Source organism: Verruconatronum alginivorum (assembly GCF_056590205.1).
Map to the genome: position 1 here is coordinate 1428077 of NZ_JBWPVQ010000001.1, position 24378 is coordinate 1452454.

Consider the following 24378-nt stretch of genomic DNA (forward strand, 5'->3'; position numbering starts at 1 on the left):
TCAATTGGACTCATCTTCGACTGCCAAGCGCGAAAGAGCGACACTCCTCCGCGTGGCGGCCTCGGTGGCCAATCGACGGATCGTTGCGATCAGGTCTTTCGATTTCCCGCTCTTGGTCAGATAACCGGCAGCCCCGGCTTCCATCATCGCACCCGCCCGGTCCGCTTTTTCATACATCGAGAGTCCGATGATGACGATCTCCGGATCCTCCGCGGCAATGACTCGGGTAGCCTCCACGCCATCCAGTTTCGGCATCGAGCAATCCATCAATATCACGTCCGGGCGCAATCGCCGGGCCGCCTCAACCGCTTCTTCACCGTCCGACGCCTCGCCCACGATCACCAGATCAGGCTCGGCCCCCAACAAAACCGACAATCCCTGCCTCATCACCGCATGATCGTCCGCCAACAATAAACGGATCCGGCCATCGCCCGCAGCCATCTTTCCGGCGGGATTCACCAACAGGTCGGACGGCATCTCGATCGCCTGGCGCTCTTGCGGCGCCCCCGCCTCCTCCACCAGACCCGCGACCTTCCGTCCCCCGGACGGACCGATCAAGGTGATCCGCGTTCCGTCGCCCGGCGCGCTTTCGACCTGAAAACATCCTCCCAACAGGTGCAACCGCTCCCGGATACTGAACAATCCGAATCCTCCGACCAATTCCCTCCGCCCGCGGATCCGTGCGGGATCGAATCCGGCCCCCCGGTCACTCACCGTCACCGCGTAACCCCCTCCCTCGCGACGAACCAACTCGATTCCCGCCCGGCCGACTCGAGCGTATTTCGATACGTTGACCAGCAACTCCCGGACCGCCTGGAACATCAGGATCCGCACGTCCTCCCGCTCCTCGACCACCGTTTCATCGAGGTCCATCTCCACCTCCAAACCGAGCTTCGTCCGCGCCCAACGAATCAGCCAACAAAGCGCTTCCGCCAATCCACCCTCATGCAAAATCGGCGGCGAAAGCTCCACCGTCAACGATCGCGACGCCTCGATCGCTTCATCCAACGTCTCTTCGATCCGGCTGACTTCCCTCCCATCCGCAACCGGCGATTTCCGTCCCAAAACCGTCAGCCCGAACTTCGCCCCGACCAACAACTGCTGAAGGTGATCGTGCAACATCTGGGCCAACCGCCCCTTTTCCCGCTGCTCGGTCAGGGTCAACTCCGAGGTCAGTCGGGCCAGTTGATCCGCCCGGTCCTGCAACTCCGCCGTCCGCTCCGCCACCCGGTTTTCCAATTCGTCCCGGGTTTTCAACAACGCCAGTTCCTGTCTTTTCCGCTCGGTGATGTCGCGGATGGCGAAGAACTGCAGCGTTCTCCCGTGGCGGTGCAAGGTGCGGCCCCGGACTTCCACCGGGATCGGACTCCCATCCGAACCGTGCAACGCCGATTCCACCACCCCTGACATTGCCGGATCGATCGCTTCCCCGTCCGGGATAATCGCCGAAACCGGTTTGCCCAACAGATCCTCCCGCCCGCATCCGAGGAGCCGGGCGATCTGGTCGTTGGCGTCCACCACGATTCCGTTGTCGGTGCTGACGATCCCCTCGAACGTCGCTTCCGCGAGGGTGCGAAACCGTTGCCTGCTGCTCTCCAAAGCCTCATGCAACAGCGCCTCCCAATCCCCCGACCGGCGGCAGGCGATCATCACCGCTCCCAACAACACCAGGCAACCGGCGTATTGGGCGATCCGGCCCAACCAGCCGACCGGATTCCCGATCGATCCCGGCACCAGGATTCCCAACAAACCAACTGCTACCAGCGCCAAACTCAATGCATACCCTCTCGCAAAAACCGGACTCCGGCTCCAGGCCCCCGCCAGGACCAACGCCGAAGCCACACCAAACATAGTGGCCGCCGAAAGGAGAGCCCAGAAACGCAGCGGTGTAACCCCGCCGCCCGGCTGGAGAAAAACCGGGGTAAGTCCCTCCATCGCCAAATAGGTCAACGCCAGGAGAACGGTCAACACTCCGGCATAACCGGCGCTGACCACCAACCGCGCGCTTTTGACCATTCGTCCGCCGAAGGAAAATCCCAACGCCGTCCCGGCCAAATGACAAACCCCGGCCATCCAAACCCCAACCGTGTAGACTGTCAGCCCCGGATTGATCACGTCGAACATCACCGCCAGCCCGGAAACGAGACTCGCGAACCCCAGGAACAGCGCCCCCATCCCCAGGCCCAACACCGGCAACGAACCGCTCCGCGAAAAGCTCCGGCCGGCCAGGTAAGCGATGAACACACAGGGGGCTGTGCGAAAAACGAGATTCAGAATCGGCAGCAGAAATAGCGGTTCGAAGACAACTTCCCCGGTTCCCGCCACCCACAACACCGCCATTCCACCCAGGAACAACGGAATCATCCACCATCCGAAACCAAACAATCGTCGGATCCTCCCCGCCGCAGCGTCGGCCCGGGCGGAAGGTTCCTGGTCGGACCCCGCCGCTTTGGCGCCTGCCTTGTTGATTGCGAAGTCCCGACTCATCTTTAAAGGTGCGCGAAGATACCCCACCTCCCCTCCCCCGGGCAAACGAATTTCCCACGCCCCCTCGAAGCCATGTAATCAGAAGCGGTGGGATCACCGTCGTGTCATTGCGAGGAGGCTCCGCCGACGAAGCAATCCACGAAACAGCGACCCGCGCCCCCCTTTACCGGAACGTGGATTGCCGCGGCAGTCGTTCCACCTTCCTCGCAATGACAGACGGTTGCCTCTTTTTCCCACCACATTCAATCGCGCCCCTCAAAGCCGACATCCCGATCTTCCCGCACAAACAGGTTCTCTGCCTGCCCCGTCGCTCGCACAGAACGGAGGCTCGGGGCCATGTGCCACCTTTTCGTCAAAGCGGTTGCGACTTTCCCACGCCTCGGATATTTTTATTCGATCCGATGATCGTTTGCCTCCACGAACGCTGGTTTCGCCGGTGCAAAATTTTCGTCCGCGGCGCCTGCCTGCTGACGGTCGGATGCGGGGCGCTGCTCTTCCTGGCTTGGATTTTCGGTCGCCAGGGTGTGAAATTCGCCGTCGACCTCACCCCAACCGCCCCCAACGCCGCGCTCGGACTTATTTTTCTCGGGCTCGGCTTATGGCTGGTCCGCGATCCCGTTTTCCGAAAGCGACGACGACGATTTGCTTATGGGATCGCCGGAGCAGTCATCGTCCTCGGAGCGACCGCCCTGGTCGATTTTGCCATGGCCTGGGATTTCAGCCTCGACCTCATGCTTCATCCGGAGAGCCTCTCCAACGGCGTCGTCCCCGTCGAATATCTGATCGCGCCCGCCACCGCCGTCAGTTTCATCCTCCTGGGGTTCGCCCTGCTGACGATCGATTCCACCAACCGCAAGGGTCGCTCTCCGTCCCAGGGATTCGCAATGGTTGCCGCCATGATCGGGCTTTTGGCTTCCGCCGGATATTTCTTCGGACCCGACGAACTACAGATGGTGGCCGCCTTCACGATTTCCACCATGCCCGGGGTCGCCCTCACCCTCCTTCTTTCGGTCGCCATCCTGTTCGCCCGGCCCGATCAGGGCATCGCGCGCACCTTCGCCAGCGACCATCCCGGGGGCATCCTGATGCGGCGTTTGCTCCCAATTACCATTTTGGCGCCCCTGCTGATCGGTTGGTTTCGGATGATCGGCCAACAGCTGGGCTTTTTCCACGTCGCTTTCGGTATGGCGTTATTCGCCACCGCACTGAGCCTATGCTTCATCGCCCTGCTTTGGTGGTCCGCCCTCGAACTGAACCGGCTCGACCTCCTTGCCCGGAAAGCCCGGGAACGCCTCGACCGGGCGAACGACCAACTGCAACGCGACATGTCGTTCTTCCGCGGCATCGCCGAAACCGTCCCCGGTTTCCTTTTCTCCTGGAAAGCCGATGGCCGCAACACCTTCGCCTGCCCCAACTTCTACGACTCCACCGGTCTTTCCCCCGGGTCGGCCGAAGGCCACGGCTGGCTCCGGGCGCTCCACCCCGACGACCGCCGGACCACCATCCGATCCTGGAGGAACGCCCTCCGCACCAAAACGTTTCTCGACATCAAGCACCGCCTCCGCACGGCCGAAGGCGACTTCCACTGGGTGATCACCCGAGCCCGGCCGGTGTTCAACGACATCGGACAACCCCGCGCCTGGTTCGGCTTCAGCACCGACATCGAAGAAGAGAAACGCAATGAAACTCAACTCGAGGCTCTCGTGGCCGAACGGACCGCGGAGCTGGAGAACCGCGCCCGCCAACTAACCCTCCTCGCTTCCGAATTAACTCTCACCGAACAACGCGAACGCCGCCGTCTCGCCCAGGTATTGCACGACAATTTGCAGCAGCTCCTCGTCGGCGCCCGTTTCAAACTCGATCTCCTCCGCCGGCGAGCCCCCGATCCCGAAAAGGGTATTGTCGAAGAAGTCGAAATGCTGCTGCGGGAATCGATCTCGGTTTCCCGATCGCTGACCGTCGAACTTTCCCCTCCGATTCTCCACGACGCGGGTCTCGTCGCCGCGATGGAATGGCTCGCCCGCTGGCTCAAGGAAAAACAGGGACTGGAAATCCAACTCGAACTCGAACCCGCCTTGATCATCGAACGGGAGGAATTGCGCATCCTGATTTTCGAAACCATCCGCGAACTCCTTCTCAACGTCACCAAACATGCCCAAGTCGACACCGCCCGGATCACGGCCCGGAAGATCGGCGGCGGAAAAACCATCGAAGTCATCGTCGAAGACAAAGGCGCCGGTTTCGACCCCAAGGCGGTCCGAGCCGCCACCGGCGAAGTGACCGGAGGCTTCGGCCTTTTCAACGTCCGGGAACGGCTCCAATTGATCGGCGGAGAATTCATCGTTGAAAGCGCGCCCGGACACGGCACCCGCGCCCGCATCCTGGTCCCGGCCGAATCTTCCCACACCCCCCCAAGACCCGCGCCCTCCCAAACGCCCGCGGCGGCCCCGAATGGCAACGGCACCCACCCGCCTCCCGCCCAAAGCCAGTCGGCCGGCGGCGCGATCCGCCTGCTCCTGGTCGACGACCATGCGGTGGTCCGACAAGGCTTGTCCTCCTTGCTCGCCGCCGAACACGACCTTCAAATCATCGGCGAAGCGGAGGATGGCGAGATGGCGGTCGAGATGGCCCGCCAATTGCATCCAGATGTCATCCTGATGGATTTCTCCATGCCGAAACTCGACGGCGTCCAAGCCACCCGGATCATCCATGCCGAATGCGCCCTGACCCACGTCATCGGCCTTTCGATGTACCACGAAGAAGACCGGGCTCGCGCCATGATCGAAGCCGGAGCCGACACCTATCTCTGCAAAGCCGGTGCCGCCGATTCCCTCGTCCGGGCCATCCGCACCATCGCCCGAAGACCGACCCACCACTCCTGATGCCCATGAATCAGTCCCTGGATTCTCTCCATATTCATTTACCCCCCCGAACCTTCCTTGCTGTCCCACCAGGATGAAATTCCGGATTATCAGACGAACCATCGTCGTCACCACCATCGTCGTCCTCCTGCTCGCGATCGCGGGAATGGTCTTCTTCGCCAATGTTTTTCCAAAGGAAAAACGGGTGACCGTCCTTCCTGAAGACGTCCCCGCCGTGGACGATCCGGCCTTCGCCCGCGCCCTCGTCCATCTCCTCGGCCGGGGGCTATACGAGGGCAATGAGATCGAGGTGTTCCGCAACGGCGACGAGATTTTCCCCGCCAAACTGGAGGCGATCCGCAACGCCAACCATTCCATCACCGTGGAAACCTACGAATTCTGGGGCGAGACCCTTCCCCCAAAGTTGGGGGCCGCCCTGATCGAACGGGCTCGGGCCGGAGTGCCGGTGCATTTCATCATGGATTTCGTCGGATCGGTCGGAGCCGACCAAACCGACGTCGACCGGATGGAGGAGGGCGGGGTCGACGTGGTCCGATGGCGAAAACCTTCCTGGTATCAGAGCACCCGATTCAATCACCGCACCCATCGAAAAATCCTGGTCATCGACGGCCAGGTCGCTTTCACCGGCGGGGCCAATCTGGCCGACGCCTGGCTCGCCCCGGAAGAGGAGGGCGGCATGCGGGACAACCATTTCCGGCTGACCGGGCCGATCGTCGGTGAATTGCAGGGAGCCTTCATGGACAACTGGCTCAAGGCGACCGGGGAGATCCTCCTCGGCGACGCCTACTTCCCGCCCCTCGAACCGGTCGGTGATCTCGCCACCCAGGCGGTGGTCAGTTCCCCCCGGGAAGGCACCCACTACATCCGTCCCCTCTACCTCCTCGCCATCGCCGCCGCCCGCGAGCATCTGCGGTTTTCCACCGCCTATTTTTATCCCGACCCAATGGTCGAAGAGGCTCTTATCCGCGCCCGCGAAAGGGGGGTGACGGTCGAAATCCTCGCCCCGGGCGAAGAGACCGAAAAAACCTGGGTCCGCTACGCCTCCCGCAACCGCTGGGGCAACTTACTCGAAGCCGGTGTCAGAATTTACGAATACACGGGACCGATGTATCACGCCAAAGCTTTAATCGTCGACGATCATTTCATCACCATCGGATCGGCCAATTTCGACAACCGCTCCTTCCGAATCAACGACGAGGCGAACGTCAACGTTTTCGATTCAGGATTCACCCGCAAGATGATCGAAAACTTCGAGCGGGATCTCGAATCCACCGTCGAATACGACCTTGCGAAATGGGAAGCCCGCGGCTTCCGCGAACGGGCGATCGGTTGGCTCGGCAACCTGATCGGCCCGCATTTGTGAAGAAATCATTTCGCTTGGCTGCGCCACTTCGCCAAGGCCTTGCCGGAATCCCTGGCGAGATCCTGGCGCCCGTCGCGGGTGATCAGATTTCCGTTCGAATCGACAATGATCAAAGCCGGGATCCCGCGAATGGAAAACTTCTCCGCCAATTTCCGCCGGTCAGCGGACCCATGCTCGAGCGCCAGGAAATCCATTTTGTAATTCTTCATGTAGGTGGCCTGCGCCTCCGGAGTCCGGTCGCTGCTCACGAAAACGACCTCGAAAGCCCCTTGGTTCTGGTTCCGGAACTCGACGAGCGTCGGGGTGAACGCCCGGCACGGCGGGCACCATTCCGCTGAAAAATAAAGCCCGACGATTTTCCCGGCCAAGGCATCCCGGGAAACCGGATTCCCTTCCGCATCCAGCAACGTCGCAGGCAACAATTTATCGAGCGAACCGAACGCGGAAATCGCAAAGGAACCGAGCAGGGCAAAGGTAAGAAGAATCTTTTTCATCATCATAATGGATATTTGGATCGAGGTTCAGGGATGTTTCAACCGCCACCGAGCGGCCAACCCAATCATCCTATCCAATTCCCAACAATGGACACAAGACCAAAGCCCATCGTCTTTCGTCGACTGACCTACAAGTGAACCGGTCTATGCGCGCAAAGGGCGCCCTCACGCGGCCGGCCGATTGCGAGGATCGTGGTTGAACGCGGTCAATTCGATGATCGTCGCGATCATCCGGTCGGCGTCCCCCCCTTTCGACAAGAAAGCCTCCGCCCCGGCGGCCCGCATCGATTGGGCGGTGATGTCGTCGTGCTGGACCGACAGCCCGATCACATGCACTTCCGGCCACTGCCGATGGATCTCCCGAGTCGCTTCGATGCCGTTCATCCGAGGCATGTTCAAATCCATCAACACCACGTTCGGATGCTGCCGTCCGACCGCCTCGATCGCTTCCAAACCATTCGCCACTTCTCCGACCACCTCGATCCGGCCGTCGCTCCGCAAAATATTCGCGAGGCCCTGCCGGACCATCGCATGGTCGTCCACCACCAAAACCCGAATCATCCGCTCATTGACCTCCCCGGCCTCCGCCTTCTCCGGCACGAGCTTCGTTTCATTCGGCACCGCTCCCTGAGCCGAATCCCCGGGCCTCGCCACCGACAAGGGAATCGTCAGCGTGATTCGCGTTCCCCGCCCCGACCGGGAGTCAATCTCCATCGTGCAACCCAAGGCCGTGAGGCGCTCGCGAATGCTGAATAACCCAAACCCTTCCTCCGACTTCGTCCGTGCCTTCGTCTCAATGTCAAAGCCGCGCCCCTGGTCTTCGACGATCACGCAGAGCGAGTCGTCCCGTTCATACAAGCGCACCACGGCCTTCTCCACCCGGGCATGTTTGACAACGTTGAATAGCAACTCCCGAACACAGTCGAAGAGCAACGCCTTCATGTCATCGCTCAGTGGCCGGGGAAACTCAGGACTATCGATCCGCACCGAAAGCTTGTGCAGTTTCCACATGCGGGAGGCGAGCCATTGCAACGCGGCCGGCAACCCGTCCTCGTAAAGGGCCGGAGGACGCAATTCGTGGGTGAGATCCCGCGCCGAGTCCGCGACCGTATCGATCCACTCCCCGACCTCCCGCAACGTTTCCTTCACCAGTTCGTCCGCCACCCGCCGACTGATTCCTTTCAGCCGCATGTTGGCCGCGACCAACAGTTGCTGGAGGTCGTCGTGCAACAACGCCGCCAACCGTTTCCGCTCTCGTTGCTCGGCGGAGGTCAACTGCGCCGCCAGATCCCTCAACCGCTTGGTTTGATCCTGCAACACCACCGTTCCTTCCCCCAACTTCCGGTTGAGATTACGGTTTTTCTCGTTGGCCCGCCAGAGCCCAACCATCACCACCGCCGCCGCCAAAGCAAGGATCGCGCCCGCCCCTCCGATGTTCCAAGCGATCGTCCGGATCGGGGCATACGCCTCCGCCCTCGGCTGCTGCGCCACCAACAACCACTCCCGCGAGGTGATCGAAACCGGTAAGAACGTCGCCACCATCTCCTCGCCGGTCAACGGATCCCGGAACCCGTCCGCGAAACGGCCGCCGCGCGCGTCCGCTTCAAGCGTTTCCCGCACCACTTCCAAATTCCGAAAGTCATCATATAACTGGTTCCGCAAATCCAGATTCGGATGCCCCGCCACGATGCCGTTCGGATCGAGCAGATAGACCGACCCGGATTCCCCCAGCCGGACATGGCGAAGACCGGCGCTAATGCTCCCCAACCGGCACTGGGTCACCAGAATTCCGATCACCTCCTGGTCGTCGTCGAAAATCGGCACCGCCATCGCCACCACCTTCATTTGAGGGTCGGCATCCCGGAGATACACTTCCGAGACATACGGTTCCCAATTGAGCGAGACCCCCTGATACCAATCCCTTTCCAAATAACTCTTTCCCAACAGCTCCGGGCGTTCGGGAAAATTACTCCACACTTCTCCGTCGACACTATGGACGAACCCCCGATCGATCGGCGGATAAAAGAGAATGATCGACCGCAGCCGCGCGCGCACCTCCTCCTCGTCGCGGTCTCTCACCGCCGCGACAAACCCCGGCGATTCCGCGATGGAAAGGGTCAGGCTAAGGCTCCGGTAAAGGTCGTCGCGGACGAAATCGGCCCCGATCATCGCCGCCGCGAGACTGCTGGTTCTCACATAGTCGTTGACCGACCGGGAAGCGGTTTGAAATGCGAAGAGGCTCAAGAGACCCACGGGCAGCAACGCCAGCACGATCCAGAAAGCCCACTTCGCGACCGTGGCCGCCCCCATATGGCTTGCGGTGGTCTTCATGAAATTTGCGGCATCATATCACCCTGCCCCCGAATATAATCCGGGAGGCCCCGTTTTTCAAACGAACCCGAGGGAGGACGATGATCGCGTCATCCCGGCGGTTACCTATGTCTTGATCGCGCCCGCGCCAATCTATCGCCTATCGTCTATTTGCTATCCTCTATCTTCGCCCCGTCGCCTTCCACGAGATTCCCCCGTGCATAGCCGATCCCTTCGACGTCCAGCCCACTGGTGCCTCCCAAGAAACGATTACCCACCAAATTCACCTTCGCCCCAGGAGCCAGGTCGAACCGCGCGTCCTCGAAGGTGCAATCCATGAAGGTCACCGACTCGCTGGTCGATCTCACTTCACCGATCGGCCCACTGTTACGCACGTAAACCGGGCCGTAACTCCCACCCGCAAAACCGGTTCCGATCGCCGGAAACATCAACCGCCCCGGCTCCTCCAACCGCACGTTTTCAATCAAGACCTGGGCCGGCACCCGGACCGGATAAACATAATCGAATCCGGGCGCGATCAGGTGCGAAAAAACCCGCACGTCCCCCTGGTTCCGGCGCACCGTGATGTCCCGCAACACGATCCGTCCATAAAGGTCCCCCACGTCGCTCCGGGCGACAAAGATCCCCCCGGCCGCGCCGTCGATCACACAATTTTCGATGTGCATGTTTTTACCCGCAAACCCCAACGGTCGCCGCTGGACGAAATGCCAGGCGTCGAGATCGGCCTCGGGAGTACTGTCGCCCGGCACCCGCACCGATTGCCCGCTCAGAACAGCATCCCGCACCGTGAAGTTTCGCCCGTAATGATCCTCGATCACGTTGTAATATCCTCCGACGATCCAAACGTTTTTGGCGTGACGGCCGTCCATCCCTTTCCGGCTGTTGGTCGACACGCAGTGGTTAAACCGCACGTTCGCGACGTTGGTATTGAGGATGTTGTAACCGAGATGAGCGCTCGTCGCCCCGGAGAAATAGCTGTTGTTGAACTCCAGGTTGACCGCGTCACGCGACTGCAGCAACCGGGCCATCGTCGCCTCCCGGTCGCGCACCGAGACGTGAAGGTTGTTGAAGGTCATGTTGCTCCGGTTCACCACCATCGCCCCGGCCGCCAACCGCTTGGTCCGGCCGTCGTGCCCTTCCAACCGCACCTCGATCCGCAGGGCGTTGACGGTCAACGGCACGTCTTCCGGACGATACCAGACCCGAGTCTCCACCAGGCGCCAGACCCGCATTTCGTCCTCGACCCCTTCCTCATACCGAAGCGGCGTCACCGTGGTGGCCGAACGCGCCTGCGGTTCCACTGCTCCGATATCCGTCCATCCCAAATGCGGATGACGGTGCCGTGTCTCCGGACCCGATGCGAACGTCGCCTTGAAGGCCGCCCCGGCGTGCGTCACGTAGGCCCCTTTGCCATACGTCTCCTCCGGACTCCACGCCGCCGCCGCGGGCGGTTCGGCGTAGTCGAAGGCGAATTCCGGAAAAACATCCCCGCGCCCGGACACCAACTGGACGATGTCGTTGCGGTCATACCAATGGTCCCCCTGCCGGACCTGCCGGGATTTGAAGAAATCGGTCGAAAAGAATCGCAAGGTTCCCCCTTCCGCCAAATCAACCGTCCCACTCCCGTCGGCCAAAGGAACTTTCCGATAGACCGGTACCGCCATGTCGCCTTCCTCAATCCCCAAAAACGAATCCACCACTAATTCCACTTCGGGATGATCCGACATGAAACGGATCTCCGGATTCCGAACCGGATAATGTGTCGGCAGATACAAACTGTAGGAAAACCGGGTCCGCTCCTCGTCGACCCGCATCTCCTTGATCAACCGCCCCCGGCTTTCCACATGGGAACGAAACTCGATATCGCTCCTGAAAAGATAATCTCCTTCAGGCAGGAACAAGGTCCGTCCCATCGCGGTGGCCGCCAAATCCGCCGCCCGCTGGATCGCCGGACCGTCGTCATGAATCCCGTCGCCCCGCGCGCCGAACCATTGCGGATAGACGTAACGATTCTTCACCGCTCCCGTCACCGTTCCTTCTCCGCCGAAGACCGTAACGATCCCTGCTTCGATTGTCCCGTTGATTTCGAATCGGGCTCCTTCCGCCACCACCAATTTCCCGCCTCCGCGAAAACTCAAGGTGATCCCCTCCGGCAAAACGAGATCCCCCACCAGAAACCTCCCTCGGGTCACCAACAACGTCGCCGGACCCTCCCCCGCCTCCTCGAGAGCCGCCAGGAACGCCCCGCTGTCGTCGGTCGCCCCATCCCCAGTCGCCCCGAACGCCCGCACGTCAAAGAAACCGTCCGCCGCCCCCCACTCCGCCGCCGCGGCCGCAATCCCAGACCCGACCATGACCACCACCACCGCCAACACCCCGTATCCTATTCGCGCCGACCCAAAGAAGAACTTCATAATCGACCGCGATTGTATCACCCCTGGCGATCATGACCAGCCCAACAGGCTCACGAAGCCAAGGCAAAATCATGAATGACAAAATGATTTCCCAGCCCACTGCTCTCCTGCCCAGCAATAATTCTGCCACCAATGATTTTGCCCCAAACCCCGTCTCCCCAGCCTCCTTTCCTGAAGCCAAGGCAAAATCATGGGTGGCAAAATGATTTCCCAGTCCATTGCCCTCCTGCTCAGCCATGATTCTGCCACCAATGATTCTGCCCAAACCCCGCCTCCCCAGCCTCCTTTCCTGAATCCGAGACAAAATCATAGACGACAAAATGATTTCCCAGCCCACCGCCCTCCTGCTCAGCCATGATTCTGCCACCAATGATTCTGCCCAAACCCCGTCTCCCCAGCCTCCCTTCCTGAATCCGAGACAAAATCATAGACGACAAAATGATTTCCCAGCCCACCGCCCTCCTGCTCAGCCATGATTCTGCCACCAATGATTCTGCCCAAACCCCGCCTCCCCAGCCTCCTTTCCTGAATCCGAGACAAAATCATAGACGACAAAATGATTTCCCAGTCCACCGCCCTCCTGCTCAGCCATGATTCTGCCACCAATGATTTTGTCCAAAGCATTGCGGTAACGCGCTCCATCTCCCGATTCAGGCGACCCCTCATACTTTAAACAGGGAAGCGCCCGATCCATCGGGAACGCAGAATCTGCTATCTTCGGATCCGGGCGCTCGTTTCGTTCTCCGGAACATCGCCGCCAACCTGGATGTCTTTATTCTCTCAACCGATTTCTTGACCGTGAACAAATTCGCCACTCCCGACGAATACGCTCACTTCAGCCAGCGATTCTTATTTTGCCTGATGGCAACGCTGCTCGACGGCCTTGGGACCGTGATCCATCTCGGACGCGGAGCCCGGGAGGTCAATCCGATCTGGGTTTGGTTAATCGACCACGTCGGCGTTTTTCAGGCGATGGGTTTTCGCATGCTGATCGGCGTCATTCTGCTGAGTTTCCTGGTCGTTGTCTGGCCACGTCCCTCGGCGGGCACCGGACTCAACATCATGGTCGCGGTCTTCACCCCTCTGACCCTCTACCACCTAGCTCTCCTGATTTACCTGCCGATCGCGGCCTGAAACCGGCGCTTTCCCCCGGAAAAGGCTTCCCACGAAAAAGACAGGGACGCCCCCGACCGGACTGATCCCGTGATTCCGGTTCAGTTTTTCTGCCCGTCGAAAATCACCCCATGGACGCCATCGCCCCGGATGGTATGGGCGAAATGCTTGGCTTTAAGAAAACGTTCGTTGTTTTCCCGGATGCGCTGGCAAAGGAAACGGTTCATCGCCAGCAGGAACGGCGCGGCGATCTGGGGCTGGTTCGCCACGATGTCGACCAGGTCCCGCTTGGCGAGCCGAAGGATGGTGCAACGCTGGTTGGCGATCACGCTGGCGGAACGGACCCCGTCGTCCCACATCGCCATCTCCCCGACGAAATCCCCGGGGCCGATCACCTTCAGCATTTCCTCTTTCCCTTCCAACGGCATCGAGATCCGCGCCTCCCCGTCCAGGATGATAAAAAGCGAATTGGACTTGGTGCCGTATTTGACGATCGGCGCGAACGCCTCGATCGAGAACTGCTCCATTCGCCCGATGAATTGAACGATTTGCTCGTCGCTCATTTCGGCGAAAAGCGGGCAGCGGCGGAGCTGGTTTGGACGAACCCTGGTGGGAGCGGCAGGAGTGTCGCGATGGGCCAATTCGTCGGTGGTGGGATCGACAACGAGCGCAGGAGCTTTACCGAAATCAGCCAGGGAATGCCAGGTTTGGCCGTTGTCGTCCGAGTATTGGGCGTCAGGCAGACCAAGTTTACGAATGTCACTGAGTTGGGCGTCGGAGAACGGACCGGACTGCTTGCCGTTGTTGTTAACCAAGTAGCTCATGGGGAATCCGGGTTGGTTGTTAATGGAGGTCGGAAGAAAATCTAATGCCCCTGAAGTCAAATCAGTCCGCCTCTGGTTTGCAATCTGAAAAACGGGGCCGATCGACGCCGGGCGCCACCAACGCCAGAGCGGTAGCCGCCGCCGGAGCATGTTCGGTGTCGGTCATCGCCATCGCCAGGATGGCGCACCCGACCGTCAACGAGGCTTGGAGCGCGAAAAGAAACGGTATCTCATCCGTGTCCGCCGATCACCCGGCGGGGCTCCGCCGCCGGACGATGGGGCGAGACTGTTTCTTTTGTTCCCGAAACCCCTTCTTCACTTTCTCTACCCAGCAAGCCCAACACGGCCGACAGCTTCTCTTCAAGGGGATCTTTTCACCGCTGCCGTGACACAGGCATTCCTGCCTGTGATCCCCCGCAGCGCTGAAGTCCCCGTCGTCATCAACCCTACCTCTATTAAACCTCACTTTTCACGCGGGCTGCAGGGCGAGCAGGTTTTCGCGCGAAGCGCTTGTTATGGCTTCGCGTGTCGCTTCGCTCGGTAGGAGTGCGGTGCGTCCCCGCACCGCTTTCGAATGGCCAACGACAGCCGCACGCCCGACACCCATTCGACGGCCGGTGCTCTTCCGCCCGCTCGAAAAGCTCCGCGGGGACGCGGAGCACTCCAAAGAGGCTCCGCCTCGGAAACCAAGTTTCATTGTATATTGTTCCCTAGACGCAGCCCAGATTTTTGCTTCTATAAAACCTCAGGGACGACTCCGCCGACGATGGAGGGCAGGATGCCATCCCTCCCAGTGACGCGACAGTTTTTTACTGGCCGCAACCCTTGGCTCGGAATCGAAAAACGAGTGAGTCCGGTCCTTCCCCCGAGGTGACGCGCGCGTCGCTCCCCCCTAAAATCGATCTCTTCCGGATTGATCCCCGCTCCGAAAATGGCGAGCGTTCTTCCCGTGCTCTTCCAACTGATCGGCGGTATCGGACTCTTCCTCCTCGGCATGGTTCTGCTGACGGATGGCCTTAAATCGTTCGCGGGCGATTCGCTCCGTCACGCCCTCCTCCGTTTCACCGGCCGACCGGTTTCGGCGTTTGCCTCGGGCGTCGTTGTCACCGCACTGGTCCAGTCATCGAGCGCCACCACCCTCGCGACCATCGGCTTCGTCAGCGCCGGCCTTCTTTCCTTCCCACAAGCGATCGGGGTCGTTTTCGGCGCGAGCCTCGGCACCACCAGTACCGGCTGGATCGTTTCCACCGTCGGATTGAAATTCAGCATCGGTGCTTTCGCCCTCCCCTTGACCGGCGTCGGCGCATTCATGAAATTGCTCGGACGCGGGAAAATCGCCTCCCTCGGCCTCGCCCTCGCAGGGTTCGGATTGATTTTCATCGGGATCGACACCCTTCAGGATGGCATGCGGGATCTAGCGGCGACGTTCGACCTCGGAAGAATCCCAGCCGATGGTTTCTTCGGTTACATGGTTCTGATGGCGATCGGCATTGTCATGACGGTCGTCATGCAAAGCTCCAGCGCGGCGATCGCCACCACGCTGGCCGCCTTGAGCGCCGGGGCAATCGGTTTCGAACACGCCATGGCCCTGGTGATCGGACAAGCGATCGGGACCACCGTCACCGCCGCGATCGCCGCCATCGGAGCAAGCATTCCGGCCCGCCGAACCGCCCTCGCCCACGTATCTTTCAATGTCGCGACCGGATTGATCGCCCTCCTCCTCCTTCCCGTTTATCGCTACCTTTTCGAGTTGGCGGAAGTCCGCAGCGGTTTGCCGCCCGGACCGGTCAGCCTGGCCGCCTTCCACTCCTCCTTTATCCTCATCGGCGTAGTCCTCTTCCTCCCGTTCACCCGTCCGTTCGCGCGCTTGATCGAGCGGATCCTCCCGGATCAAGGTCCGCAACTCACCCGCAATCTCGACGCTTCCCTCTACGAAGTGCCCGCCGTCGCCCTCGAAGCCGCGACCAACAGCATCCGGGATATCGCCGGAGAATTGATCGAGTTGACCGACGCCATCCTCCACGAACGGGATTCAGCCGCTTTGCCTTCGAACATGGAGCGGGTGAACAACGCCTTGGAAGAAACGAAGCGCTTCCTCGGCAAAGTGCCCTTGGCAGCGGGTGAAGAAATCACCGGCCCCCATCGGATCGCCTTGTTCCATGCCTTGGACCACCTTTCGAGCCTGACTCGCATTCTTCCCGTCTTCCCCCGTGAAGGAACCGTCCGCACGGATCCGGCCTTCACCCGGTTTTCAGCGCGGTGTATGGAAGTCCTGCGCCTGGCCCGGAAGGCACTGATCGACCGCGAGGCGGAAGCATTGGAGAATCTCGAACAGCTCTCGCCCGAGATCGCGGCGGAACGGAGGCGAAAACGAGTCACCATTCTCGAAGAAGTCGCCGCCGGAGGCCGGGATCCCGACGAAACCCTCCGCCTCCTCGATTCAATCCGTTGGATCGATTCGACCAGCTACCACCTTTGGCGCGCCTCGGCCTATTTGAGCCGGTAAACCCGAGATACCGTCGGGCGCGCTGGACTATATTTCCGGCGGCTCGAACTCCGGGGCGATCCATGCCCGCAATCGGAGAAAGATTCGATCCGCCTCACTGACCGGGATGTCGCTGAACCAAGTCACCCGCCAGAATCCGACCGGCGCCCCGACGCGCGTCGATTCCCAATCCCCGGAATGGGACAGCCACTCCTGGAGATCGTAGGATTCGTCCACCGCCACGTAGAACGGCGAACTCGAGCTCTCGTCCCAATCGCGTTGAAAAAACGTCAGCGCCAGATAGTCGGAGTCCTGATGATTCACGATGCCAGAAATCGGCAGGGGCGCGCTCATCGGAATCGTCGGATCGCCCCCCAGGATAAATTCGAGCAGATTCGGGACGCCGTCTCCGTCGGGGTCGGCGGTGGGCGCTTGTTGTCCGGCGGCCAGGTCGAATCCGGAAATCCAATCCTCATAGCTTAAGGGTGGCGGCAACACCCGGTATTCCAACACCAGACTGTGGGTAAAGGAGCCATACACCTCCTCGACGACCAACACCCGGAGGTTGTCGAAAATGAGATCGGAATCATCCGGGGCGCTGAGCGAGAGATCCGACTGCCCGATTGGAAGCGGATTGGGCGCGCCGGTTTGATTGAACCGAACGACCGTCCAACGATAGGTCGCGCCGGGATCGAAACCGTCCAACGAGTCCAATGTCTCTGCCGCGGTCAGCGTCCGGATCGCCAGCACGGGCCCTTCAAATCCGCCGACGAATGAGATCGGCCCATCGACTTCCACGAGATCCCAACCGACTCCCGGCCCCGCGTGCAAATCGGCGATCTCCCACAGGTAGACTCCATCTTCCCAATTCCATTCCCCGGCCCGGAACACACCGACCGAAGCACCGGGAGAAAGCGTCGATTCGTCGGTCAAGGTCAGGAGACCCGCCACGCCACCATCGCCTCCGACTGTCGCCTCGTCGTCGACGAAGAGGTCGCCGGGCAAAATTGTATTCAACAACAAAGTACCTCCGGTCACCACCGTGCCACCGGTATAAGTCTGGTCTCCCGCGAGGACCGTCACTCCCGATTGATGCCGGACATCGACCGCGCCGCGAATGACCACCGGATCGGTGCCGGCGGTGCCATCGCGACTGAAGACATAATTCTCCCCGGTGTGATTGAACACCACGCTGCCGGTGCCATTCCAGCTCTCGATCGCCTCCCCCGTCATGATACCCGGCGCCCGGTGCGACTCCCCGAGCGGCGCGCCGATATTGAGTACGCCATGAGTGCCGCCTTCCCCGAGCCGAACCACTCCTCCCACATCGAACGAGACCCGGCCTCCGTCCTCGAGCGTCAACGAGGCCTCGCCCACCGCGATATGGTCCCCCGAACGATGCACCCGCGATCCCTCACCCCGGATCACGACCGTTCCTCCGTCGTCCGACTCCGGTTCGACGCGAAATGTCCCGGGTGACAAGATCCATCCTCCGCCGGCGATCTCGACTTCGCCCCCCGCCAAGTGAAAATCTTCGCGCACGATCAACATCGACTCAGTCCCCGAAACTTCCAAACGACCTTCGCTCGCTCCGACCCCGATCTGGACTTGATCGAAGTCGGCCGTCGTCCCCTCCGCGACCACAAAGGTTGGCCTATCTGTGGTTCCCCCTTCGACAAAGAGAATTCCGGATGGATACGACAAACTCCCCCCTTCGCCGAGCCGTAACACCCCGCCACCGACCAACCTGCGAGCCATGCGCCACCGATCCCCGCAACTCGAGGACGCCATCACCGGTTTTCCCGATCGATCCGGGACCGCTCACATCGCCGGCAAAAACTGAATTTCCCGAGGGATGAAAGACCAACGCACCGTGATTGACCACATCCCCCGCCAGCGTGCCGCCGGGGCCGACGATGAATTGGCCCTCGACGATCTCGGTGCCGCCGGTGTGCCCGAAGGCCCCCGTCAACATGAAGGTGTTGTCGCTCTCCTTCCGCACCACCCCGCTTCCACTCATGGCGGTGTAACCATCCATCACCGCATTCGCCAGAACCAACGTCCCGTCGTTCACCATCATCCCCGCATAGGATCCCGGAGCACCATCCGCCCCGATCTGCAACGTCCCTCCACCGATCGTCGTGACCCCGAAGAATCCCGGGGCAAGCGGCGCCCCCACCACAATGGTCCGGCCACTCTCGAACCGAACGTCGGTGCCGGTCCCGATCTTCGCCGGATCACCGTCGACCGTGCCGTCCCGGGTGAAAAAGTAACTTTGACTCGTATGCGCGAACCCCAACCGCCCGGTCCCGCTGCCGGTCCGGATTTCGGAGGCGTTGACGATCCCCGGCTGAACCTGGCCTTCGATCCGCAAGACTCCGGTGCTGCCGAGCGACGATCCAAGTTCGATTCGGGCAGTGGCGTGGTGCAGATTGAGACGGGCATTCCCTGGGACCAGTAGCGTTCCCGTATTCCCCAGGCGCCCGACCACCACCGACGTTCCCCCCAAACGGATGTCCAGGTTTCCAAACGCATCGAACCTCCCCTGCGTGACGTCGAGGTTCCCGAGGTCACCGCCGTTCGTCACCACCCTTCCGGCACCGGTCTTTTCGAAGAGCCGATTCACCCCGCCCCCGCTGAAAATCCCGTCGCCGGCGATGAGGCTGTTGTTGAGGCGCTGGACATGCCAGACGGCATTCGCTCCCACCACCACCGGCCCCAGAAATAACGGATTGCCGTCGGTGACAGAGAGCGATCCCGAGGCGATGGTCAACGTATCGTCACTGAGCTCCGGAGACCCGCTCTGGAAATGGATGCTGTTGACCGTCCGGTCGCCGCTCAGGCCGATCACGCCATGGCCGAAAACCACGTCGTCCGCCGCGGTCGGCACTTGCGCCGGCAGCCAGTTGGAAGCCTGGTTCCAAACACCGTCACCGGTGTTCCAATGCAAAACCGCACCGGAAGCCGAGAAACCGGCAATAAGAAACAAGGCCCCGGTGAGAACCCGAAAGAAGGCCAACGGGCGGAAAACAATCGCATCCACAATTTTCATACGAATAAGAGGTTTGTTGGGAGGTTATGACGCAAACCCCGGGACTCTAAGGGATTCCGGCGAATCGCACCATGAAACTTAGGTCACGATCTACCACCCCCATCGACCTGGATAACGACCTTCTATCCCCCCTCTGGCCGCCTCTGCCCACACGGGTCGTGACTTTAGTCACTAAAAGACGCCTCAACCGGGGCCGCCCTTCGATTCATCCGTTGTCGTTCGGCGAACCGCCACACCCGATGGCAAAATTCGCAGAGGATTGAACAAGAGGCCGCTCGTCGGCGAACAAGGGGCCGGATATCTTCCTCGCATGACACTTTCGGCGGAGGGGTTGAGGGAGAATAGACGGAAAGCTTACCTGGCCGTGGGGGCCGCGGTCTTGATCCAAACATTGCTCGGCAGCGTGTATGCGTGGAGCGTTTTCGTCCCGGCTTTGCGCGAACTGAGCGGACTGACCTCCGCTCAAACCCAAACCGTTTTCGGCGGGATGATCGCGGTTTTCACTCTCACCATGGTCCCCGCCGGCCGGCTTTTGGAAAGGGTCGGCCCCCGGCGGATCGCCATCGCCGGCGGCTTGTTCTACGGAGGCGGATACGTGGCCGCTTCGTTTTCAGGAGCCCACTTCCTGCCGCTGTTTCTTTCGATCAGCGTGCTCTCGGGGATCGGGATCGGATGCGGTTACGTCTGCGCGTTGACGACTTGCCTGCGCTGGTTCCCGCAACGGAAGGGCTTTATCACCGGATTGGCGGTGGCCGGCTTCGGAGGTGGCTCGATCATGGTTTCGACCTCCGTCGGCCTGCTTTTGAATTCGGGCCTCCCGGTCTTGAAGATTTTCTGGTTGCTGGGACTTCTGTTCGGCGGGGCCATCATCCTGGCCGGCCTGCTATTGGAGTTTCCCCCCTCGAAGCCCCGGATCAATGAAACGGCTCTCGCTTCGAAAGGAATGACGTTCGGACGGACCCCGATTTTCTGGATCGCGGCGATCGGCATCTTCGCCGGCACGTTCGCCGGACTCTTGATCATCGGCAATCTGAAACCGATCGGCCTGGCGGCGGGGTTGGAGTTGCCGGTGGCGATCGCGGCGATCAGCGCCTTCGCCGTCGGGAACGCGGCCGGACGGATTCTCTGGGGATGCGTTTACGACCGGCTCGGATTTTTTGTCCTGCCGGTTTCACTCGCCTCGCTCGGCCTCTTGATCCTCCTGCTCATTCCGGCGGCGGTCTCTAAGTTCCTCTTCCTGGCGGTCGCGGTGGCGGTCGGGATCGGCTTTGGGAGTTGCTTCGTGCTCTACGCGGCTTTGATCGCGACCCACTTTGGCGCCGAACGGGTCGGAATCATTTATCCATGGGTCTTCCTCTTTTACGGAGGCGCCGCCCTGCTGGGGCCGTTGGCCGGGGGGTGGCTCTTCGATCTCACCGGCAGTTTCGCATCGAGCATTCTCATCGCCAGTTGCGTCGCCTGGGGCGCGGCCGGGATCCTCGCGGCATCGAGCCTCGGCCCCGCCACGAAAAACTTCGCGGGCGTAGCCGCACGCTTTGGCAAAACCCGGCTCTCTTGAATTCTCTTTGTCGGACGCATCGGCCACCCATTCGTATCAGTGTGAGCAGACTCGCTGGAAGCGTATCAGAAATGTAGTGACACGGTCCCTGATCGCCGGATGACCAAAGGCGTTTCGCATCTCCGAAATCTCGTCGTTTTCGGAAAACGTTTGACCCGTTCCGCCGCTAGATTATAAATGATCGGGGCATGAACTCCACAACCCTTTCATGCCTTGCGGCCAAGCTTGGTCCGCGTTCCGTGTTCACCTCTTTTTTCCGCCGTCTGCCGTTTTGCGCGATTCCCGCGATTTTATTTTCGGTTGGCCAATTGCCTTCGGCGGACGCCCGGCAACCGCAACCTCCGGACATCCAGATGGCTCAGATCTACGATCCCGACTTGGAAATGCCGGTCGAGGGCATGGAGATCTTTTCACCGGGTTGGTTCAATGTATTCGTTTTATTGAACAATCCGCAGGAAGTGCAGGCGACGATCGAGTTGGTGGTATCCAGCCAATTCGGCGGAGTGCGACCGATGGGGGAAGATCCGGTGGTCCACGCAACTTACGAAGCGACGGTCGGTCCGAACGAAACCAAGGAGGTCATCCTCGACGCCTACACTGATCTGACGGGCCAAATGGTTGTCCTCGTCAACGAACAGCCAGCCGGGTTCCTGATCTCCACCGCTTTGGACCGTCGGCCGTTCCGCAACTGGATTGCCTCGCTGCCGCCGGAGGAACGTCCCCCCGAGGGAGAACGGGGACCGGCCGACACCCCCGGCAACGATCGCATTCCCAATCTCGTCAAATACGCCTTGGGCCTCGATCCGAACGTCTCCGCCAACCATCTCCTGCCCCGGGCCAAACTTCATGAGGAGGAGGGCGAGTCCTACCTGGCGTTGGAGATTCATCCCCACGATCAAGCCTTCGGCACCTCCATCGGAGTCGAGTTCTCCGACAACCTCCAATGGGAGGAGTCCATTTCTTCGTTCGACTCCGAAGACATTGAAATCACCGAATTGCCGGACGGCGCCTTGCTGATCCGCGACGCCGTGCCGGTCGGCAACCCGGCCACCCGTTTCGCCCGACTGGTCGCCGCCTACGACGCCGTCGTGTTCTCCGACGCCAATCTCGACGCCACCGTCCGCGAGGTCCTTGCCTCCGAACTCAACCGCCCCGAATTGACCGATCCCGCCGAGCCGATCGACTTCGACGACATGGAAGCCGTCACCGGAATGTTCGCGGTCGACCGGGGTATCTTCAGCGTCGAAGACATCGGCATGTTGTGGAATGTCCGTTTCCTCCGTTTGGACAACAATCCCTTCGCCGACGCCGCTCCGTTCGCCGACCTCCAATTTCTCGAAACCCTTCTCCTCGCCGAAACCGAAGTCCAAAGCGTCGACGCCCTCTCGGACAACACCGCCTTGCGGTCCCTCGATCTCAGCGATACCATCGTCAACGACATTTCCCCGCTGGCCGGGTTGACCAACCTTGAAGAACTCCGTCTCGGCGGAACCGACGTCAGCGACATCTCGATCATTTCCGGTTTGCCCTCCCTGAGGATTCTCACGTTGACCGAGACCCCGGTCGCGGACATCTCCGCGCTCGAAGAACACCCGAGTCTGGTCGAGATCAATCTCGGGGCCTCCTCGGTTGACAGCATCGAGGCCCTCCGCGAGATCCCGAACCTCCTCCGCATCGATCTCACCGACAACACCGCGCTCCAGGCGCAGGCCGGGAATTTCTTTCCCCTCCAAGCCCTGCTCCAAACCGGTGCCCAACAGATTCGGCTGGAGGGAACGACCGGATTGAATTGGAACGACTACGCGGAGACCTGGCTCTGGGTGGACCAACTCGTGGACCAGGGCCGCTTGGTCTGGCCCCACTACGGCGACGGGCCGATCACCGAGGTGTCGGTCCTGCTCGACGACGAGGGCGATCCCGGCAACGCTCCCCTCACCGACGTGACCGTCACCCACGCCGGCGACCAGACCACGAAGCTCTTCATGGCTAATTCGACCGACGGTTTCACCGACGTCCCCCACCATTCCCGCATCACGCCGCATCCCGGCAACGGCTGGCGGGCCACACCATCGATCCCCGGAGACACCCCGAGCGACGCCTACTCCATTATCGGGGAATACGGTCGCTCGATCCAGTTGAGCGATCGCCCGGTCGGCACCATCACCTTCGCATTGCGCCGGGCCGAATTCTTCGTCGAAGGGATCGTGGCCGACGAAGACGGAGAACCGGTCGAAGGCGAATCCGTCCGCATCACCGATATCGCCACCGGCCAAGAGACGGTCGTCACCACCGACGCCTATGGACACTTCCACCTCGATTTCGCCGAGGCCGCCCCCGACGAAGTCATCGTCGAACCGCTCGTGCCGGGCGTCGAATACCCGGCGCAAACCACCTTCAACGCCCGGGACTTCGGCCTCATCGAACCGATCGGCTTCGGATCCGGCGAATGGATCGTGTTCGTGGACGACGGCGACATCCACCGGATTCGACCCGACGGCACCGGCCGCCAGCAATTGCACAGCCGCCAAGAAACAGCCCGGCTTCCCGACCTCTCCCCCGACGGCTCGATGATCGCCTACAACGAAGGACATTCGTTGCGGCGCATCAACCTCACCGGCGGCGACGATACCGAAATCATCGACGGCGACAGCTTCCAAGACATCCCGGGAGCGAGCACATGGATGCTCAATTTCGACGGCAGCACCTGGGCCTCCGACGACACCATCCTCTTCAGCGCCGACGCGGAAGAATCAGGCGGTCAATTCGTCATGCAAAACCTCCTCTGGGAAACGGGCATCAACGGCGGCGTCATCGAATACGACGACGCGGTCGGCCTCAACCCGCCCCATGACAGTTTCCTCGACTTCGCCGAACAACGCTACCACCACCCCGACATGTCGCCCGACGGCGAAAGCATCCTCTACACCGCCTTCCAGAACTCGCGCGACTGGAATTTCCCCGATCAAGACGTCGTGGCCGGCGTCTGGCTGGTGGAAGACCTTGAAACCGACTTCACCCGGACCCTGCTCGTCGCCGGAGGCCGCCATCCGGTCTGGTCTCCGGACGGCGAACGCTTCGCCTTCGTCCTCGACGGCGAGTTGCGGGTCCGCGCCCTCGACGGCACCGGCGACGGCACCCGCCTGGCCCCCCAGCACGACGACGTCGAACGGGCCGCCTGGTCCGCGAACGGCAACTGGATCGCCTACTCCCACGACGGCACGATCTACCGTGTCCCCGCCAACGGCAGCGGCGAACCGGTCTTCATCACCGAGGGCACCCAACCCGCCTGGGCTTCGACCAACTGAACGGACGCCCTCTTCCGGTTCGGGCCTTCGCCCGGGTCGTTTCCATCCATCGCCGGAAGTGACCCGGGAC

The 24378-nt window shown here is 61.1% G+C and carries 14 protein-coding genes; 6 read left to right on the forward strand and 8 right to left on the reverse strand.

Translation table 11 applies throughout. The features are described 5' to 3' along the window. Positions 1-2487, reverse strand: a complete 2487-nt coding sequence (locus ACWUI2_RS05035) for a response regulator (protein WP_486981774.1) — start codon at positions 2485-2487, stop codon at positions 1-3. Between the two features lie 401 nt (positions 2488-2888). On the opposite strand from ACWUI2_RS05035, the gene ACWUI2_RS05040 reads away from it, so the two are divergent. After that, positions 2889-5369: a response regulator gene (locus ACWUI2_RS05040; RefSeq protein ID WP_486981775.1), complete on the forward strand. Its 2481-nt coding sequence runs from the start codon at positions 2889-2891 to the stop codon at positions 5367-5369. A 73-nt stretch (positions 5370-5442) separates the two neighbouring features. Continuing rightward, a complete protein-coding gene (locus ACWUI2_RS05045) occupies positions 5443-6732 on the forward strand; it encodes a phospholipase D-like domain-containing protein (RefSeq protein ID WP_486981776.1) in 1290 nt (429 codons plus the stop codon). Between the two features lie 5 nt (positions 6733-6737). On the opposite strand, the gene ACWUI2_RS05050 is transcribed toward ACWUI2_RS05045, so the two are convergent. The 3 genes from ACWUI2_RS05050 to ACWUI2_RS05060 form a co-directional block, all read right to left on the reverse strand. Further along, positions 6738-7232, reverse strand: a complete 495-nt coding sequence (locus ACWUI2_RS05050) for a thioredoxin family protein (protein ID WP_486981777.1) — start codon at positions 7230-7232, stop codon at positions 6738-6740. A 159-nt stretch (positions 7233-7391) separates the two neighbouring features. Then, positions 7392-9557 carry a response regulator gene (locus tag ACWUI2_RS05055; RefSeq protein ID WP_486981778.1) on the reverse strand — a complete coding sequence of 722 codons (2166 nt, stop codon included), beginning with the start codon at positions 9555-9557 and terminating at the stop codon, positions 7392-7394. A gap of 146 nt (positions 9558-9703) precedes the next feature. After that, a complete protein-coding gene (locus ACWUI2_RS05060; protein ID WP_486981779.1) occupies positions 9704-11971 on the reverse strand; it encodes a glycosyl hydrolase family 28-related protein in 2268 nt (755 codons plus the stop codon). 798 nt (positions 11972-12769) lie between these two features. On the opposite strand from ACWUI2_RS05060, the gene ACWUI2_RS05065 reads away from it, so the two are divergent. Then, positions 12770-13105 (forward strand): hypothetical protein, encoded by a 336-nt coding sequence (locus ACWUI2_RS05065; RefSeq protein ID WP_486981780.1) that lies wholly within the window; start codon positions 12770-12772, stop codon positions 13103-13105. An 80-nt stretch (positions 13106-13185) separates the two neighbouring features. Here the strand turns inward: ACWUI2_RS05065 and ACWUI2_RS05070 are convergent, their stop codons facing one another. Both ACWUI2_RS05070 and ACWUI2_RS05075 read right to left on the reverse strand, forming a co-directional pair. Continuing rightward, positions 13186-13908, reverse strand: a complete 723-nt coding sequence (locus ACWUI2_RS05070; protein ID WP_486981781.1) for a cyclic nucleotide-binding domain-containing protein — start codon at positions 13906-13908, stop codon at positions 13186-13188. A 61-nt stretch (positions 13909-13969) separates the two neighbouring features. Further along, positions 13970-14137: an HPP family protein gene (locus tag ACWUI2_RS05075; RefSeq protein WP_486985041.1), complete on the reverse strand. Its 168-nt coding sequence runs from the start codon at positions 14135-14137 to the stop codon at positions 13970-13972. Between the two features lie 702 nt (positions 14138-14839). Between ACWUI2_RS05075 and ACWUI2_RS05080 the strand changes: the two genes are divergently transcribed. Beyond that, entirely contained in the window at positions 14840-16414 is a 1575-nt protein-coding gene (locus tag ACWUI2_RS05080; protein WP_486981782.1) for a Na/Pi cotransporter family protein, read from the forward strand. Positions 16415-16441: 27 nt separating this feature from the next. Here the strand turns inward: ACWUI2_RS05080 and ACWUI2_RS05085 are convergent, their stop codons facing one another. Then, positions 16442-18151 (reverse strand): hypothetical protein, encoded by a 1710-nt coding sequence (locus ACWUI2_RS05085; RefSeq protein ID WP_486981783.1) that lies wholly within the window; start codon positions 18149-18151, stop codon positions 16442-16444. Then, positions 18048-19445 (reverse strand): hypothetical protein, encoded by a 1398-nt coding sequence (locus ACWUI2_RS05090; protein ID WP_486981784.1) that lies wholly within the window; start codon positions 19443-19445, stop codon positions 18048-18050. Before ACWUI2_RS05090 ends, ACWUI2_RS05085 begins: the two co-directional genes overlap by 104 nt. 310 nt (positions 19446-19755) lie before the next feature. Between ACWUI2_RS05090 and ACWUI2_RS05095 the strand changes: the two genes are divergently transcribed. After that, positions 19756-21003, forward strand: coding sequence for an MFS transporter (locus ACWUI2_RS05095; RefSeq protein WP_486981785.1), 1248 nt, complete (start codon positions 19756-19758; stop codon positions 21001-21003). Positions 21004-21191: 188 nt separating this feature from the next. Continuing rightward, a complete protein-coding gene (locus ACWUI2_RS05100; RefSeq protein WP_486981786.1) occupies positions 21192-24308 on the forward strand; it encodes a leucine-rich repeat domain-containing protein in 3117 nt (1038 codons plus the stop codon). Positions 24309-24378 lie beyond the last annotated feature (70 nt).